The sequence below is a fragment of the Chloroflexota bacterium genome, from assembly GCA_013152435.1.
Classification (GTDB): domain Bacteria; phylum Chloroflexota; class Anaerolineae; order DUEN01; family DUEN01; genus DUEN01.
The window spans coordinates 1-18,542 of the sequence record JAADGJ010000115.1; the positions used below are offsets into that span (position 1 = coordinate 1).

The 18,542-nt window shown below is 60.3% G+C and carries 14 protein-coding genes; all 14 read right to left on the reverse strand.

What is annotated here, in order from left to right; translation table 11 throughout:
- Positions 1-425: 425 nt before the first annotated feature.
- Entirely contained in the window at positions 426-1,295 is an 870-nt protein-coding gene (locus GXP39_16355) for a hypothetical protein (GenBank protein NOZ29609.1), read from the reverse strand.
- Positions 1,296-1,308: 13 nt separating this feature from the next.
- Positions 1,309-1,677: a VCBS repeat-containing protein gene (locus tag GXP39_16360; GenBank protein NOZ29610.1), complete on the reverse strand. Its 369-nt coding sequence runs from the start codon at positions 1,675-1,677 to the stop codon at positions 1,309-1,311.
- The gene (locus tag GXP39_16365; GenBank protein NOZ29611.1) at positions 1,677-2,546 is read right to left on the reverse strand and encodes a VCBS repeat-containing protein; all 870 of its coding nucleotides are present in this window, start codon (positions 2,544-2,546) and stop codon (positions 1,677-1,679) included. Before GXP39_16365 ends, GXP39_16360 begins: the two co-directional genes overlap by 1 nt.
- 613 nt (positions 2,547-3,159) lie before the next feature.
- A complete protein-coding gene (locus tag GXP39_16370) occupies positions 3,160-5,088 on the reverse strand; it encodes an ABC transporter permease subunit (protein NOZ29612.1) in 1,929 nt (642 codons plus the stop codon).
- A 177-nt stretch (positions 5,089-5,265) separates the two neighbouring features.
- Complete coding sequence (locus tag GXP39_16375; GenBank protein NOZ29613.1) at positions 5,266-6,690, reverse strand: extracellular solute-binding protein; 1,425 nt, start codon at positions 6,688-6,690, stop codon at positions 5,266-5,268.
- A 976-nt stretch (positions 6,691-7,666) separates the two neighbouring features.
- Positions 7,667-8,440, reverse strand: a complete 774-nt coding sequence (locus GXP39_16380; GenBank protein NOZ29614.1) for an ABC transporter permease — start codon at positions 8,438-8,440, stop codon at positions 7,667-7,669.
- Positions 8,425-9,249, reverse strand: coding sequence for an ABC transporter ATP-binding protein (locus tag GXP39_16385; protein ID NOZ29615.1), 825 nt, complete (start codon positions 9,247-9,249; stop codon positions 8,425-8,427). The genes GXP39_16380 and GXP39_16385 overlap by 16 nt, the downstream gene beginning before the upstream one ends.
- An 8-nt stretch (positions 9,250-9,257) precedes the next feature.
- Positions 9,258-11,180 carry a hypothetical protein gene (locus tag GXP39_16390; protein NOZ29616.1) on the reverse strand — a complete coding sequence of 641 codons (1,923 nt, stop codon included), beginning with the start codon at positions 11,178-11,180 and terminating at the stop codon, positions 9,258-9,260.
- 256 nt (positions 11,181-11,436) lie between these two features.
- Positions 11,437-12,318, reverse strand: a complete 882-nt coding sequence (locus tag GXP39_16395; GenBank protein NOZ29617.1) for an ABC transporter substrate-binding protein — start codon at positions 12,316-12,318, stop codon at positions 11,437-11,439.
- Positions 12,319-12,617: 299 nt separating this feature from the next.
- The gene (locus GXP39_16400) at positions 12,618-13,400 is read right to left on the reverse strand and encodes a GntR family transcriptional regulator (protein NOZ29618.1); all 783 of its coding nucleotides are present in this window, start codon (positions 13,398-13,400) and stop codon (positions 12,618-12,620) included.
- A gap of 460 nt (positions 13,401-13,860) precedes the next feature.
- Positions 13,861-14,802 carry a carbohydrate ABC transporter permease gene (locus tag GXP39_16405; GenBank protein ID NOZ29619.1) on the reverse strand — a complete coding sequence of 314 codons (942 nt, stop codon included), beginning with the start codon at positions 14,800-14,802 and terminating at the stop codon, positions 13,861-13,863.
- A gap of 3 nt (positions 14,803-14,805) precedes the next feature.
- Entirely contained in the window at positions 14,806-15,693 is an 888-nt protein-coding gene (locus tag GXP39_16410; GenBank protein NOZ29620.1) for a sugar ABC transporter permease, read from the reverse strand.
- Positions 15,694-15,834: 141 nt separating this feature from the next.
- Positions 15,835-17,178 carry an extracellular solute-binding protein gene (locus GXP39_16415; GenBank protein NOZ29621.1) on the reverse strand — a complete coding sequence of 448 codons (1,344 nt, stop codon included), beginning with the start codon at positions 17,176-17,178 and terminating at the stop codon, positions 15,835-15,837.
- A 186-nt stretch (positions 17,179-17,364) separates the two neighbouring features.
- The gene (locus tag GXP39_16420) at positions 17,365-18,447 is read right to left on the reverse strand and encodes a LacI family transcriptional regulator (GenBank protein ID NOZ29622.1); all 1,083 of its coding nucleotides are present in this window, start codon (positions 18,445-18,447) and stop codon (positions 17,365-17,367) included.
- Positions 18,448-18,542 lie beyond the last annotated feature (95 nt).

Below are 18,542 nucleotides of genomic sequence, written 5' to 3' on the forward strand. Positions count from 1 at the left end.
CTCCGGATTCAAGCCGACCTTCAAGATGGCATCCCGTACGGTCATGCCCCCCTTCAACTCCCACACCTTATCCCGATAGATCAACTTCATAGGACCCCTCCTTTCCCTGTGACGCCATCCCTCAGAGTGTGTCTGAAAAACGCCGTTGTTTCTGCTGTGGGGAGCCCCTCCGGAAAAAGCCCTTCTTTTGCCTTCAACCTGCCTGGCCTCGGCCTGAGTCCTTCGGAAAGGGCCGAGAAAGGCAGGCACAGGCCGGAAAAGCGGGATTTCCGTGGAGGGGAGGTCCCCTTCACACCTCCCCCTGTGGAGCTGGTCGTTGAGGGAGCCCCCTCAGACATCTTGCCGGTAAATTTTCAGACACGCTTTCAGACAAAAAGAGGGGCCGATCTTTCGAGATCGGCCCCTTCCCTATTGTTAGATCCCGATCACTCGGCGAGGATCAGTGGCAGATAGAGCGTCCGCAGCGGCTCCTCGGTGGGCGTCGGCGAAGGTGTCGCCGTAGGCGTCGCGGTGGGCGTGGGCGTCATCGTGGGCGTGGGTGTCACCGTGGGTGTGGGCGTTGCCGTAGGCGTGGAAGTGGCGGTGGGCGTCGGCGTGAACGCCTGCTCGCCGAAGCTCACGATGTGCAGCCCTCTGGACACAGAGACCGCCACCTCATCCGGGCTGGTGCTGGCATATCCAGCCGGCTGCTGCTCCCGCACGATGTAGTCGCCGGGCTCCACGTCAAACTGATACCAGCCAGAGGGCAACACACTATGCGTCGTGTCCACGAGCGTGCCGCCCTGCCACAGCTCAATGATCACGCCCGATAGACCGCTGGTCTCGTTATCCGGCGGCCAGGGGTTGCGGATGCCATCCCCATTGCTATCGATGAAGACCCACCCCGCTATCTCCGTAGCGCTGGTGTTCTCACACACGATCACGGAACGATCATCGGAGCCAGCAATGATGTCCAGATCGCCATCGTTGTCCAGATCAGCCAGCGCCACGGATCTCACATAATCGCCCGCCGTGTAGATGACAAGAGGCACCCAGGGATCCCCAAAAGGCGCCCCGGGATTCTGCCACGCGATGACCTGATTATCCTCGTCCCCGGAGACGACATCCGGCTGGCCATCACCGTCCAGATCTCCCATGGCCACCGATGTAATGTAGTCACCACGACTACCGACCGTGTTGGAAAGCCATCCACTGGAGAAAGGCGTGCCATCATTCTGCCACGCCACCACTTGATAGTCGTCATCCCCGGAGACGACATCCGGCTGGCTATCTCCATCCAGGTCCCCAATAGCCACCGTCCTGACGTAATCACCGAGAGTGCCGACGGTGTTGGAGAGCCATCCCCCGGCGAAAGGCGCACTGCCACGCCACCACCTGATAGTCGTCATCCCCGGAGACGACGTCCGGCTGGCCATCTCCATCCAGGTCCCCAATAGCCACCGTCCTGACGTAATCACCGAGAGTGCCGACGGTGTTGGAGAGCCATCCCCCGGCGAAAGGCGCACCATCATTCTGCCACGCCATCACCTGATAGTCGTCACCACTGGAGGCTACATCCGGCTGGCCATCTCCATCCAGGTCCCCGATGGCCACCGACCTGACGTAATCCGTGTGGCTGCCGACGGTGTTGGAGAGCCATCCCCCGGCGAAGGGCGTGCCATCATTCTGCCACGCCATCACCTGATAGTCGTCACGGAGACGACATCCGGCTGGCCATCTCCATCCAGGTCCCCAATAGCCACCGTCCTGACGTAATCACCGAGGGTGCCGACGGTGTTGGAGAACCACTCACCCGCAAAGGGTGAGCCGTCATTCTGCCACGCCACCACCTGACCTCCCCCATCTCCGGAGACGACATCCAGCCGGCCGTCTTGGTCAAGATCGGCCGCGGCTACCGAATAGACGTAACCGCTCACATGGCCGATCACGTTACAGGAGCCAAAAGAGATGGGGTGACCCAGCGCGCGAAAGTCGACATGGAGCGTCAGGTTTCCACCGGCCTGGATCGACTGAGGGGCCTTGGCATGCAGCGACCTCGCCTGGTCAGAAGCGGCAGCAATAAGCACACCATCGGTGCCGGAGCCATAATCGGCAACCTCGATGTAATAAGTGGTACCAGAGGTCACCCAAAAAGCCGTCCGAGAGAGCAGGCCCGTCCCGCTGTCGTCGTCGCAAGCCACGTTGGTAAGCGCCCCGCGAGTGCCGGTCCAAACCGCCAAGACGGTATCGTAGTCACTCCCCTCGGTATCAGCGACCAGGACGCCGTCTGCCGATGCTGTGAACTGCCACCAGACCGTGTTCTCTCCCGGATCGCGAGGGCCGCATGGTAGGATGGGATCATCGCCCGCCGTGGTCGCGCCGGTGGTATCCATAGTATCCGTGAAAGGTAAGCTGGTGATCACCGTGGCGCTGTCGAAATCGTCGCTGCCAGCAGCCGGTGCCAAAGCTGGAGCGCCCTTCACACCAGCCTGGGCCGCCGGTTGTCCCACCAGGAGCAGCACAATCGCGGCCATGAGCACCATACGAAGAGGCAAAGCGCTTTTCATCTTTACCCTCCTTTGCTGCGACTACGTCATGGAACTATCGAACGGAAGGTTTTTCTCCAAGAAATCGACCGCCACACCTCATATAGCAGAGGATTCCTCGTCGACGATATGATCGCCGGAGCCCCAAAGAGGACAAGACTAGCGGAGTAAGCGGCCGCCACCTCTGATTCAAACGGGGACAATGTTGTTACGTGTAAAGGCCACCTCCCACCATCACAAATCGTGGCCATCACAACGCAATTATAGCACGCGCAATACGCGCGCACAAGCATTAAGAAAGTGAGGCGGCGTATCCAAAATGGGGGGGATTTCGCCAGGCTCGTCGCAAGCCCACAGAGGAGATGCGGAGAGACCTCCCTCCGCCCAAATACCCTTTTCCCGCCTTGCATGCCCTTTCCCGGCCTGATTCGGGCGGGCAACAAACCCGGACGCCGAGGGTCACCCCGGCCTCCCGATCGGAGCGGGGACCGGTCGCCCCCCGGAGCCATCGAGACCCCGGGGGGCTGTTCAGTCGCCTCAATCCCCGGATCGGGATACAGGGTCCGGCTTGTCTGCGGTGCGATTGGCCTTTCGCCCGTGACGCCGGCGCTCAGTGTGGGGATCCGTCGGGGACTTATCCCTTGACGCTGCCGGCCGTCAAACCGGCGATCATGAAGCGCTGGCCGTAGATGTAGAAGATGACCACCGGCAGCGAGATGAGCAACGAGGCCGCCATCAACATGCCCCACGGATAGATGTCGCCATAGATGGCCTGGGCCATGCCCACGGGCAACGTCATCAGCCGCTCGCTGGTGATAAAGACGAAGGCGAAGAGGAACTCCTTCCACGCCGAGGTGAAGGAGAACAGCGTCACGGCCAGAAGCGCCGGCGCCGTCAGGGGAAGCGTCACCCGGATGAATGCCTGCAGCCGCGTGGCGCCATCCACCATGGCCGCGTGCTCCAAATCCTCCGGGATGGAGCGGTAGTACCCCATCAACAGCCAGGTGGCGAACGGCATCATGAAGGTGGGATACGTGGCGATCAACGCCTGCAGCGTATTGATCAGGTGCAATTCGGTCAGGATCTTATACAGGGGGATGAACATCAGCGCGCCCGGCAGCAGATAGGTGATCAGCAGGATCGTCGTCATCGCCTCCGCGCCGCGGAAGCGCAGCCGGGCCAGGGCATAGGCCCCCAACCCGGAGAAGGTGACGGACAGCACCGTCGTGCTCAGCGTGACGATCACGGAGTTCTTAAACCACACCAGGAACGGCTCCTCATAGAACAGCCGCTGGAACTGCTCCGTGGACCAGGGCCGCGGCCAGAAAATGCTCGTACGCTGCCCGATCTGCAGCTCCGTTTTGAACGCCGTGATGACGATCCAATAGAAGGGGAAGAGGATGAAAGTGAGCAGCAGCACCATCGCGATGCCCCTGCCCACCGCCCCCCACCGTCGCGTCTGCCTGAGGCTGCGCGGCTGCGTGCCAGCGCCCCAGACCCGCGCCAACGCGCTGATGCCCCGCACGGCCAGGGCAATCGGCAGGGCCACGATCCGCCCGATCGTCCCGATCAACCACCCGATCGAGTCGATCACGCGATCCTGCCAGGTGATCCCCAACTCCTCCGCGGCCACATCGCGCCGCATATAGCGGGACAGAAGCAGGATCAAAAAGGCCAACACGGGGGTCAAGCTGAACGCAACGGCCGTGCCAGGGCCGAACCGCAGGCCGCGAATGGCCAGCTCATACGCCATGATCGAATAGACCCGGGTGGCGCCGCCAGGCCCGCCGCTGGTCAGCAGATAGATGGTCTCGAAGTTATTGAACGTCCAGATCGTGGAAAGCAGCGTCGTCACCGCGATCACGTACCGCAGGCCGGGGAGCGTGATATTCACGAATCGATCCCAGGCGTTCGCCCCGTCCACCTCCGCCGCCTCATATAGCTCCCTGTCGATGGCCTGGAGCCCGGCCAGAAAGTTCACCGTGAAGAAGGGAATGCCAGCCCAGACGTTCACCAGGATCACACACGGCATGGCCAGCTTCGGATCGGCCAGCCACGAGAGGGGCTTGTCGATGAGCCCCAACATCTGGAAGATCGGGTTCAAGCCGCCGAAAAGCGGATCGTAAATGGATTTCCAGGATAAGGCCTGTACGACGGAGGGGATCACCCACGGCAGCAGGACCATTCCGGTCAAGACGTTCCGGAAGCGCTGCTGGGCGTTGAGCAGCAGGGCCGCACACAGGCCCGCCACGAACTTCAGAAAGATGGCCCCCCCGGTGAAGACGAAGGTATTGTGCACTGCCTGCCGGAAGAACGGATCCTTCCAGAGCCGGACGTAGTTCTCAAGGCCGACGAAGCGAACCTCCCGCCCCACCGAGCGAGCGGTCATGCTGATGTAGACGGCACGGAGGAATGGCCAGGCGATGAAGGTCAGCAACAGGATCACGATCGGTGCGAGAAACGGCAACGCGATACGCCAGTCGCGGCCCAACACGCGCCGCAATCGGACATCCAGCCGGTGAGAAAGCCCGGACGGTGGTAGTGTCTCAACTCTCCCTGTCATAAACCTCCCCCATCAAGAACCGCCCATCTCCGGAAAGAGCGCACGCGACCATGCGTCGTCAACGCGCCGCTCCCACCGCGAGCGCATCCTCCGCCGATGAGCACCAGGGCCGGTTGCCCATCCAAGAGATGGGAGGCCCGACCATGCGGCCAGGCCTCCCAGGACACCCCGACGTGCTTACTTGAAGACCTGCATCTCCTCGGCGATCTGGGCCATCCGATCCTCCGCCTGCTTGACCGCGTCGGCAGGGCTCACCCCCTGGGTGATCGTCTGCGCCATCATGTCGGTCAGGATCGTCTGCGCCGCGATAGCGTCGAAGAAGGGGCTGGGATCGGCCGGCCAGGAGAGGCCCGGATAGTCGCCCAACGCCGACTCGCCCATGCGCGCCAGGTTGGGATCCTCCGCGAAGGCCTTCTTGACCTCCTCCATCTCATAGTATCCCTTGTAGGAGGGGAGGAAGAGCCCGGCGGAGATGAGGGAGATGGGCAGGAAGATGTCCGGCCGGATCATGTAGAGCGCCAGCTCCTTGGCCAGGTCGATGTGCTTGGCCCCCTTGGGGATGTTGAACTGGCCACCGCTGGAACCAGACAGCCGCTTGCCCAACGGGCCGATGGCCTCCTTGAGCACCACGGTCTTCTCAAAGACCGGGTTCTTGTCGGCCTTGGCCTTGGCGTACACGCTGGCCGCGTTGTGGGTATAGGCGATGTTCCCGGCCAGGTAGGCCTCGTTGTTGCTGGAGTCCGTCCAGCTCATGATGCCAGGCGGCAACATGGGAGCCCACTTGTCAGCCGTGTAGATCTCCGTCATCCACTCCACGGCGGCCACGGTCTCCGGCGAGTTGAAGGTCAGCTTCGTCATCTCCTTGTCGGTGATATGGCCACCCCAGTTATGGATCACCGCGGAGACGAAGCCGCTGCCATCACCGCTGCGGTTGACCGTGAGGCCCCAGCCATACATCTCCTCCTCGGGCTTGGACACCGCCAAGCATCCCTCCCGGCGCTGGTCGTACGTCTCCATGCTGTCGGGATCGATGCCGTTCGCCTCGAAGACGTCCTTGCGGGCGAACTGGCCGCCACCATGGACCATGTAGGGGATGCCCCACCAATCGCCGTCGATGAAGTTCAGAAGGCGCTGCAGGTACGGGGCCTCACCGTACATCTTCTCGGCCTCCGCCACCGCGTCGCTCACCGGCTCCAGGGCGTTCATGAAGTAGAGCTGCTGCACCAGCCGAATGTGGTAGACGAGGTCAGGGGGATTGCCCGCCTCCACAGCGGCTACCATCTTAGCGACGAAGTCCTGGAACGCCTCAGCGCCGACGGTGGAGACCTCCATATCGATGTTGTTCTCCTTCGCCCAGTTCATGACCGCTTCCTCGAAGAGGGTCTCCATCTCCTTGAAGTATTCCCGGCGATGGAGCACGGTCATTTTCACGCGCTCTTCGGCAGGAGCCGGTTTCTCCTCCTCCGCAGGCGCCTCGGCGGGGGGCTGAGCGGCCGGGGGGGCGCAGGCGCTCAGAACCGCCGTGCTGGCGACCCCGATTCCCATCCATCTCAGCATCTCTCGGCGGGAAACACGGGACTGGAACACGTTCCTCTTGCTCATTTTCTCCCTCCTCAACGAATCTGGGAGCCGACCCTCGTCAGCTCCGGCGGATACCCAAACCGAATCCCACTCGCCAGGAGCGGGACAAAAACGGAGGAAGTTGCCACGCGCGTCACGGGAGCACCCTCAGAGGCCGCCGCCCGCCGCTTGGCCAGACACGCGGCCATCGTTCGGAAGAGGCAATCGACTCCCGCGTGGAGATCATCGCCGAATGTATACGTCGAATGTCCGATTGAAAACGAACCAGGCGGGGAAAATGGGCCCTACACCAAAGATGGGGGCCTCCTCCCACTCACTACCCACCACTTGCGGAAGGATTCCCGACTGCGGACGCAGGGCGAAACCAAACCACACGATTGCGAGGGCTTGGAGGACAGGCTACGAAGAGGGATGATTGGCAGCTTTCACGAACCTCTTGCCCAAGCAACGTTACGGAACATCGCACTTATCACTATATCAAATATAGAAGAAGATGTCAACAGATGTTCAATAGTGATTACCCACAAGTTGCCGGGGCAGGGCGATTCATGAATCGTCCCTGCCCACGGGTAGGCGGCGACAGCTAATCCCCCGTCTGGGAAAAGGCCCTCAGGAGGTGCTATCCATGCAGCACTGCTCACAAAATGGCCCCTTATGGGCTCACCAACACGAGAGAAGGAGGCCACCTTCAGATAAGCGACAAAGGAATTCTGCGGATGAAAGGAGGCTCACCTAAAAGTGTGTCTGAGAAATGCCGTTGCTTCTGCCGCGGGGAGGCCCGGAAGGGCAAAGCCCCTCCGGAAAAAGCCCTTCTTCTGCCTTCAACCTGCCTGGCCTCGGCCTGGGCCCTTCGGAAAGGGCCGAGAAAGGCAGGTGCAGGCGTGCAGGCCGGAAAAGTGGGGTTCTCCGTGGAGGGACGATCCCCTCCTCCCCCCCGTGGAGTTGGTGGTTGAGGGAGCCCCCTGAGACACCCTGCTGGTAAATTTTCAGACACGCTCTAATACCGTGTGATCTCTCGCAGATATCGATAGAGGAAATGTCGGCCGATCCAGCGCCACAGGCGGTCGCTCAGGAAGCCAAGGATGCCGATCGCGACGATGCCGGTGAACATCCAGTCAATGCGGAAGAACAGGCGAGAGGTCCAGATGAGATATCCAAGGCCAGAGTTGGCAGCGAGCATCTCCGCCGCCACGATGACGAGAAAGGACGAGGCAAGTGCAAGCCGCATGCCCACGAAAATGAAGGGTATGGACGCAGGAACGGTTACGTGGAAGAAGAGCTGTCTGGGGTTCGCGCCAAGCACTCGACCGGCGTCCAGCTTCTCCTGCGGGATAGACGTCACACCCGTAGCCGTATTGATGGTCACGATGAAGCCGGTAGCATACATGATGAGCAGTATCTTGGACGTCTCCCCTACACCAAACCATACCATGAACAGAGTAAGAAAGGCAATGGCCGGAATGAAGCGGAAGAAGTGGATAAAGGGATCAACGAGGGCCCTAAACAGCGGTGATATTCCGATGAACAGTCCTATGGGGATTGCAAGCAAGCTGCCTAGAGCCCATCCGACGAAGATACGTAAAAGGCTCACTGCAACGTAGCTGATGAGCGTTCCCTGGCTCAGCAGGTTGACCGCTCCGATCAGGACGGAAGTTGGCGTGGGCAGGAAAAAAGGGTCCACGAGATACATGGCCGTGAGTTGCCAAAGGATAATGAAGGCACCCACGCCTCCAGATGCGATTAGGGCATGTCGTCTCACTGGCGGTGCCATAGCACCAATACTTCCTCCTCGATGGCTTTTTGAATCTCTCGCGCAACCTCGATCAGAGCAGGATCGAGTTCATCCCGCGGGTAAGGTAGTTCGATCTCAAAAATGTCTCGGATCGTCGATTCGGGAGGAGCGGTCATGACCGCCACCCGTTGGCCAAGGAGCACCGCTTCCCGGATGTCATGCGTGACATAGATGAAGGTCTTCCCAGTCTCCTGCCAGATATCTACCAGCTCTTGTTGTAGAAAACGTCGGGCTTGAGCGTCTAAAGCGGCAAAGGGCTCGTCCATCAGAAGAATACGAGGATCAACCGCCAAGGCGCGTGCGATCTGCACCCGCTGTTTCATGCCCCCCGAAAGCTGAGAAGGATATTTATGTTCGTGTCCCTGGAGTCCCACCATCCGAATATGACGAGCCACCCGTTCCTTGCGTTCCTCGCGGCTGAACGGCAGGAAACGAAGGCCAAATTCCACATTTTGATGCACATTCAGCCAATCGAATAAAGGGGTTTCCAGGGATTGGAAGATCATACCCCGCTCACGGCTGGGGCCTCTGACGGGCCCAGATAGAGTGGTGCGGACTTCGCCATCAGTGGGAGATAGGATCCCCGCGATGATCTTGAGGATTGTGCTCTTGCCACAGCCACTTGGGCCGACGAGCACAAAGAACTCCTGCGGCCGAATGGAGAGCGTCACATTCTTGATCACCCAAGTGGCCTGGGGATGGCTGTCCTCGTAGACCTTTCCGACGCCCACCAATTCCACGCCTTCAGCGTTAGGGCTTGAATCGGCGAGACCCGTTCTTTCCGTCATCGTCTCACTTAATCCCCCAGGAAATCCCAGAGTACGCCACCCTCTGCATGGACAGGGCCGCTAATTCCCAGCAGATGGGCAAAGGTTGGAGCAACATCTGTCAGGCGATGGGGGTAACTGCGGCGATATCCCGAGCGTATCCCCGCCCCTCCCCAGAAGCTCATGGAGCTATTCTCATACGTCTTGTATCGCGCTGTAGGAAGATACGGTGTGTGATGCCCGACGACCAACTCGAGCGGCATCACGATGCCAGCCCCCACCCGTTCTGGCCGCAATCGCGCGCTCCGAAGAGAGTCTATCATTCCGTCCCATGTACTGTAGCCTGGTCGCAGGAAGAACACCACATCCCCTACTCGCTCAGCCGAAGCCCCGCTCAGGCATAGATCCTCCCGCCGACAGGCCAGCTGGATCACGGGATCGCCCGTCTCTGGATCGCGGATCGCGTACAGCGCGTCGATGATCCTCTGTCGAACAGCCTCATAATCCCTTCGGGGGACGATCCCCTCCGGCTCTCGCCCCTCTAGATTGACCCAAATGTGCTGAGGGTCAAGGTAAGGAACAGCGAGCGATCGATTTATGTTAATTCGATAGGTGCCTGCTTCCGCGTCCCAGTCATACTGCACCAGTTGCGCCGCGCGAAGAGCCTCTACGATGGAAACATACCGCCAGCATGGTAGGGCGCCATGATCGGAGAGGACCGCGATGGTGGTTTCACCGTCGTCGAAAGCGGAAATCATGTTGCCCACCAACTCATCGACGACACGGTACGCTTGGGCGTAGAAGTCCCAGGCATCCTTCCTGAGCTTGGGGGTGCTGTACGGGACATCCTCATCCAGGTACCCGAGCAGCGTATGATTTATCAGATCGATCAGGTGGAAGTGAAGGAAGAGAAGATCGAACCCTCGCGTGGATGCCACATGCTCCGCCGCCCGGGTCAGCCATTGGACCTGATATCCTGCTTGTTCGAGGATGATCTCGTAGCTCACGTTGGCCGGCCCATAGGAACGTAGCTCCTGGTCTACCGGGACATAGGGGCATTCAAAGCCTTCCACATAGGGACCGACCTTGGCGAAAAGTTCAGAGGCCAGCTCCTCCGGGTAGCTCCAGCCGCTGGCGCGCACAACGTCGGTGCAGTATAACTCCAAATGCCGGGCATCGGAGGAGAGATGGACGAGTTTAAGACGATATACTACTTGGTCCCCAAAAGGCCCTGCTTTTAACCAAGGGCTCCACTCTCCAGGCCGGAGCGTACAGAGCCTTTCCCCATCCCGGAGAACGTCCAATGAGCCATAGCTCCCCCCCGCGTCTCGCCGAATCATCACATGCAGCCGCTCCTGGAAGCCCGCCGAGCTATCGCCAATGGTGATCTCATCCCAGAGCAGACCATCCGGCTTTGGCTTCGGGCTGAGGCTCACGTAGGATATCTGAGCGGTGGGAAGGGTAAGCTTTGTGTGAACAGGCTCTCCGGTGGCGAAAACCCGAGACTTCGACACACGCCATGGTTCTCCGCCCGGCGTTACACCGCCCAGCACGATCTGCTGTTCATGCAACGATGGCCATCCTGTGGGATAGTTAAGAACAGCGGAAGAGAGGCCTTGGCGTGCAGCAGTTGTCCAGATAAGCTCCGCCTGAGAGCTGGTGGCTTGCTTATTGCGAAGAGGGTCATGCTCGCCGGCCATCATCGGCTCGCCAGGGAGATGGGAGGTGAAGCTGAAGATGCCGTGAGTGGCCGGCTCCGCCCCGCTGGCGATGGTAGTCCAATTTGTGGGGGTATCCGCAGGAATCGAAGGCAAGGCCTCAGCAACTACACCCCGCTCCATATGCCGCTTCAAATGCGGCATTAGGCCTTGGTCTATGAACCGCAAGGCCAGGGATAGCATAGCGCCGTCGATCCCAACGAGTATGACTCTCCTCACGCGCCGTTTGGCCACCTAAACCTCCTACAAGCGAGTGGACTCATCTGCGAAAGCATGCCATGGGCAATCCAGTCCGTTTCCAAAGACCGCCACACCTAAAAGGGATGATGCGGATCGGAAGATGAGCGAAGTTAGCACATCAAGGTAGGCTCGCGCCGGCCATCGGGCGAGCCTACCCTCGGCGTCAACGAAACATCTTGCCGGAAGCGTCCCGCGTGGCTCGGTTCGGCCAGGGTCGATCCCCTGCTCCGGGTGCCTCGAGGGCGCTGGCCTAGAGATCCACGCGGTCCGGAGCGACTTTGCGCAAGGGGTCGGGATCGACGAGCTTGTCCACATCGATGGGTTTGTCAACGACGTTGCGCTCCACCATAAACTCGGCCAGGCTCTTGAGCATCTCCACCTGGCGCTTCTGCAGGGTCATTTGGTAATTCTCGATCTTCATCACCGGCAATATGTCTTCTGCCGCCGCTCCCGTCCTCTTAGCGACGATCTCAGCACCCTCTTCCATGTTCTCGACAAGCCAATCGGTGGCCTCAACGAGGGCGGCGAGGGAGGCCTCCACCGCTTCCGGATTGTCCTGCAGGAAGTCCTTGTCCACGACGATGTAACCGAGCGTCTGATGCTTGGCTGCTGAATCATCCGTGAGGATCGTGATTTCCTCTACATCAGCGAGCTGCTTGGGCCCATCTGCCCAGATCCAGGCGGCATCGATCTGCCCCGAGCGCAATGCGGCCACGATCTCGAAAAGGCTGGTGAATTCGACCATCTCAGCGCTCTCGGGCGGGACGCCGTTGATCTCCAGATAGCGGCTGGTAATGTATTCCTGAACCGTGCTTCGGGCGACGCCTAAGCGCTTGCCACGCAAATCCTCAGGCCCCTTGATGTCACCCCGCACGGCCAGTTTGTGGAAGCCCGGCTCGGGCTCCATAATCACGGCAACAATGCGGAACTGATCTGCCGGGGCGCGCGTCAGCCCAGCGAAGTCGATCACCACGCCGAAATGCGTCCGGTCCGCAAGCACGGCATCCACAGTGTCTACCCCAAAGGAGAAAGTCTGTAGCTCTGCGTCCACACCGTGTTTTTCGAAGAACCCTTTTGCCACTGCGACGTCGATCTGCGCCCCCAGGATGAAGCTGTCCACCCCAAAACGCACCTGATATCGCTCCTGAGGTGGAGCTTGGGATGGGGCTTGGGGCTGAGCTTGGGGTTGGACCTGGGGTTGGATAGGCTGACACGCCGTTACGGTTAGCATCACCAGGACCAGGAACACGCCAATGGCTCTGAACGGAAGGAAGGCTCTCATCATCGTACCTCCTCACGTACGATATGCTGGTGTGGGAGGCACCAGCCTGCCCCCCACTGGGCGAGCGAGGGCTTTTGCAAACCTGGGGACTGGCCCAGAAAACGGACCCCGGGCGTCTCACTTCTTCTCCCAAGCCTGGGTGCTCTTCGTCACTTTCGCCTGCTGCGTCTCAGGATGTGTTGCGAGATCACGTCCGATCGTGTATAGCTCTCCGAGTAAATGAGGGGACGGCCGGTTTCGCCATATGCCGTTTGTCTTGTGAAAATCACCGGTGCCCCCTGGGATAACTTCAGTTTCTCGGCGACCCGCTTCGTCGCTCGACGCGCCTCAATTGTTGCCCAGGCCGTATCCAAAGTTTCGCCCCAGGCCTCCTGCAGGAATGACCACATATCTTCGCCAAACCGAGAGGGATCCAAGGGAGTGCCATTGATCTCTTGGGGAAGGTAATCGATCAGATAGATGGCTGGGACATCATCGGCAAGGTAAACTCGAGAGATCTGCCAGAAAGGGATCTCCTCCTCAAAACCGAGGGCTTGGCGAGCCTGGTCTGCTAATCTGCCGCGAAGCACTTCCCGATACTCGAAATCCGTCATGCGGCTCGTATACCCGGCCTCCCGGATGATCTCCGGAATTGGCCTGAGCTCACTCAGGTTGGCCCTGACCAGGCCCGCATTCGCACTGACAAAGGTGCCCACACCCCATCGGCGGATGAGGAGGCCGCTCGCTCGTAGCTCTTCCAGAGCCTCCCGCACCGTAGCCCGGCTAACCCCCAACAACGCGGCGAGTTGCTGCTCCGACGGTAATCGATCCCCAGGCCGATAACGCTCGCGGATGGCCTGCTCGATCCTCCGACGCGTCGCGGCTACTCGCGTGGTGAGCTCGAGCTTTGATTCCTGATCGTCACGATGTAAAAAAGTCCTAGAATGTGCCATTTTGGAGCCGATTGGTAAGAGGTCTGACGTCTGATCAATTTTGATTATATCACAGAAACGGAAGGGCCGTCAACAGGAGGCGTTCTTTGGTAGTGTATCCAAAATGTGTGGAAATTCCGCCAGGCCCATCGCAAGCCCACAGGGGAGGTGCGGAGGGACCTCCCTCCGCCAAAACATCCTCTTTTTCCGCTTTGCACCTGTCCTTTCCCGGCCTGATTCGGGTGGGCAAGGCCGGGCAGGCAAGTGAGGGGCGGAAACCAGGAAGTCTCTTTTGAGGGGCTGCGCCCCTCAAAGCTCCCTGCTGTATTTCCACCGAAAAAGATACACTACCCGTTCTTTCAGCTAGAATGTCGCCGAGGGGAGATCACATCCGCGGAGAAACAGGGCACCATCGAAGAGCGCCACAAGCGCTCGCGCCTCATGCAACATCGCTATCTACGCAGGCCCGCTTTCCCTTCGCTCACACCCCCTTGAGCGCCCCGGCCGTCAGGCCCGCCACGAAATACCGCTGCATCAGGAGGAAGACGAACACCACAGGCAGCGTGTTCAGGAAGGAGCCCGCCAGGATCGTGCCGAACGGCGTGAGATAGGGACCATAGAGAACTGCCACACCCAGATTCACCGTGTAGAGCAGCTTGTCCTGCAACACGATCAAGGGCCACAGATAGTCATTCCAGGCGCCGTTAAACGCCAGGATGCCCAGAATGCCGAACGCCGGCTTCTGAATCGGCATCACGATCCGCCAGAAGAGCCCGAACTCCGTACACCCATCGATGCGTCCCGCGTCCAGCAGCTCATCCGGAACGCTCAGCATGTACTGGCGCATGAGGAAGATGAAGAACGGGCTGGCCGCGAACGGCACGATGATCGCCCAGTAGGTGTTCAGCCACTTCAGCTTGGCCATCTCGATGAACAACGGGACCAGCAGGACCTGGAACGGGAGCATGATGCTCAACAACACGAAGAGGAATCCCGCCTTCTTCAACTTAAAGTCGTACTTGGCGAACGCGAAACCCGCCAGCGATGAGAGGAAGATACTGAGCAGAGAGCGGGTGATCGCCATGAAGAAGCTGTTGAACATCCACCGCCAGAACGGCAGCTCCTGAAACAGGTAGCGATAGTTCTCCAAATACAACGGGATAAAGCCCAAGACCATGGTGACCTTGCCCGGGTACAGGTTCGGATCCTTCAGGGTCTTGGGATAAAAGGTCAAAGGCCAGCTCCAGATCTCGGAGTTGGGCTTGAACGTGGACGCGATCATGTACACGTAGGGTGCAGCTGTGAGGACCACACCGACGAGCAGCAGGGCATTGATGACGATCGTCAGCACCAGATTCGTGGCGTGCATCCCCAGGGCGAAACGCCGCCTCTCGATACGCCTTTCCACCCGCGTGACTGCCATATCTCAATCCTCCCGGAATGCGCCGAAGAAGTACAGGTTGACCGCCGACAGGATGAAGACGATGACGACCAGGCTATAGCCGATCGCCGACGCATACCCCAGCTTGAAGTACTGGAAGCCCGTGTAGTACAGGTACATGGTCACCGTGAGCGTGGCATCGGAGGGGCCTCCACCGGTGAGCAGGAACGGCTGGGCGAACAGGTTGTAGGACCCGATGATGGACTGGATCACCACGAACATGATCACCGGCCGCAGGAGGGGGATCGTCACTCGCGTGAGCACCTGCCAGCGATTGGCCCCATCGATCATGGCCGCCTCTTTGAGCTCGTTCGGGATCCCTTGCAGCCCGGCCAGGAAGTAAAACGCGTTGAACCCACTCCAGGTCCAGACGCCCAGCAGGATGATCGCCGGCATAGCCCAACGCGTGGATTGCAGCCAGGGGATCCGCGGCAGCCCGATCATCTCCAGCGCGGTGTTGAGCATACCGTAATCCTTGTTGAGGACCAACACCCAGATCAGGGAGACGACCACAGCTGAGGTCAACACGGGGAAGAAGAAGGCGACCCGATACAACTGGGTAAACCGCCGCGCGAACCTGGAATCGAAGGCCAGCGCCAGGGCGAACGCGATGGGAAGCTGGATGAGGACGCTCCCCAACGCGAAATACGTGGTATTCCAGATCGACTTAAGGAAACGAGGGTCCTCCAGAAGGTTCCTGTAGTTCTTCAGGCCGACCCATTGGGGTGTGCTCAGGCCGGTCTGCTTCTGAAAGCTCAGCAGGAACGCGTAGATGACCGGGTACAGGGAGAACGCCAGGAAAAGCAGGAAGAAGGGGGCGATAAAGACATAAGGGGCAGCCTTACGCTGCTGATAAAACCACCAGCTTGCGATCCCTCGCCGCCGCTGTACTTTGACTGCCACTGATCACCTCCAAGGAAACGAATCCGCCATCCCTTGTCTGAAAGGGTCCTCCGGTTCGCCTTATGAACACGGGCCTGGCGATGCAGATGCACCGCCAGGCCCTCCAACGGATCAACCTGCGATGATGCGATCCACTTCCTCTCGGCAGGCTGCCATGGCCTCCTCCACCGGCATCTTCGTCTCCTCAGAGAGCACCGGTGTGATCACCAGGCGGCTGAAGGCATCCGTCACCTCGGGCCACCACGGCGAGTTATGCAGCGGCGGCATGTGCGGCGCCCCCGCCGTGATGAACTCGGCAGGCTTCTGGTTGTGGAAGTACGGATCCTCGAACTGCATGCGCGGGTCATCCCAGGCCGGCTTCCAGGTGGGGAACAGGTTCTGCATCTCGAATCCGAGCAGCACCCCGTCGTTGGTCAGATTGCAGTAGCGGATGAAGTCCCAGCACACGTCCGCGTACTTGGTCTGCTCCGTGATGCAGGTGCCCGTGCCGCCGTAGGTGCCGCTCTTGGCGCCAGAGCCATCCTCCCACAGCGGGAAGAGCTGCATCTCCCACTTGCCCTCCAGATCGGCCGCGTTGTCCTTCATGAAGCCCTGCATCCAGGGGGCCCCCAGGTGGATGGCGAACTCGCCCGCGGTCATCTGGCCATACCAGGCCTGGCCCTCCGCGCGCATCACCACGAGGTCATGCACCCACTTCCAATCGGCCAGCATCTTCATGGTCTTGACGCCGCCCTCGTTGTCGAAGGAGGGATTCCCCTCCTCATCGAAGAAGCCGTTGAAGGCCTGGGCGATCATCCACCAGTAATCCCATCCCGTCGGCGACAGCGAGACCCACTTCTTCCCGGTGGCAGCCACGTAATCCTTGCCCTTCTGGATCAGCTCCTCCCAGGTGTTGATGGGATACTCGATGCCGGCCTCCTCCAAGAGATCCCAGCGATAGAAGAGGAGACAGGCGTTGAGCTCGTTACCCAGGCCGTAGTTCTTACCCTGCCAGCTCCACGGGCTGAGCGCCGATCGCTCGTAGAGGTTCTCCTTGTACGGCGCCAGCCAGTCGTTCAAGGGCAAAAAGCCGACGCGCTCGCCTTTCACGTACTGGCCAAAGCGGGATATCTCGATGTCGGCGATGTCCGGAGCGCCCGTGCCGGCCACCAGCGTGGTCAGCACCTTATCGTGCATCTCCCGGTAGGCGATCTCCTGCACATCGATCGTGACCTCGGGATGCTCCTCCTTGTATTTCTCGGCCAGCGCGATGTACCATTTGTTTCGGTTCGTCGCGAATCCCCAGAACGTGAGATTGATCTCCCCCTTCGTCTCAGCAGGCTTGGCCTCCTCTTTTGCGGGCGCCGCGGGCGCCTGTCCCGAGGGGGCGCAGGCCGCCAGGACGGTGGCACCGGCCGCCACACCAGCCATGCGCAGAAACTCCCGCCGGCTGAAACGCTTGGCTTCTGAAGACATCTCAATCCCTCCTTGCTATTTCAAATGGGAAATCACTGGAAGGCATCCGATGACGATCGTTTCACCGACAGCCTTTGCTATCCGGCCAGCAACGTGTACAGCAGGACCCACCTCCTTTCTATCTCTGGCTCTCCGCCCGGCCTCGGGGAAGGCCGGGCCCCCAAACGATCGTGGAATGCCCGCCTCTCAGGGCCGCTGAAGCGGGCTACACGACTCACGAACGATCAAGCGGGTAGGCAGCTGGATCCGCTGGTGGACATCCGCTCGTCCGTTGAGCAGATCAAACAGGAGCTGAGTGGCCTGACTGCCCATATCCATCAGCGGCTGGCGCACCGTGGTCAAAGGGGGACGCGTCTCCGCCGCCGCCGGGATATCATCGAACCCGACCAGGGAGACATCCTCTGGCACGCGCAGGCCCAGGTCCCGCAACGCATCCAGCGCCCCAAAGGCCTCCGCATCATTGGAGGCGAAGATTGCCGTCGGGGGATCCGGCAATCGCATCAGCGCCAGGGTGCCCTCATAGCCGGCCCGTCGCTGGAAGTCCCCCTCGACGACCAGATCCGGATCGAAGGAGATCCCCGCCTGGGCCAAGGCCTGTCGATAACCCTCCAGGCGATCGGCACCGGCGCGATAATCCAGGAGGCCGGTGATGAATCCGATCCGCCGATGCCCCAGGCTGAGCAGATAGCGGGTCGCCTCCAGGGCCCCCTCCGTATTGGTCGCGGATACTGAGGGCAGGTCCGAATCGATCCCACGATGATCGATCAGGACGACGGGAAAACCCCGGTGGGCCAACGCCATCAGCACCTCACCGGAGGAGCGCGGCAGCACCAACAGCAACCCGTCCACCAGGCCTCGGCTGAGGATATTCAGCCAGGAGCGCTCCCTTTCCTCGTCCCTATGCTGATCCAGAACCGAATAGAGAATCAGGTCGTAGCCGGCCTCGTTCGTCGCCTCGCCCACCCCGCGCACGATCTCCATGGCATAGGGTGACGTGAAGTCGGGGATGACGAGGCCCAGGATGCCTGTACGCCCGCCGGCCAGCCGACGAGCGGAGGGATTGGCCACATAACCCAGCCGGCGAATGGCTGCTCGCACAGCCTCCCGCGTGGCCTCGGCCACGTCCGGCTTGTTATTGAGCACTCGAGAAACGGTGGAGACGGACACGCCCGCCTCACGGGCGACGTCCACGATGGTCGGAGCCCCATCCCCAGAACCACCGGAGGGGATTCGCTCACGCTGGCGACTCCTGTTAGGTCCTCTTGCCATGTAAGCTCTACATCTCCCATCTGACTTTTGATATGCTTACCGGTAGCGCTACCGGAAGCCCAAAATATCCTAGCACGACTCTTGGGACATGTCAA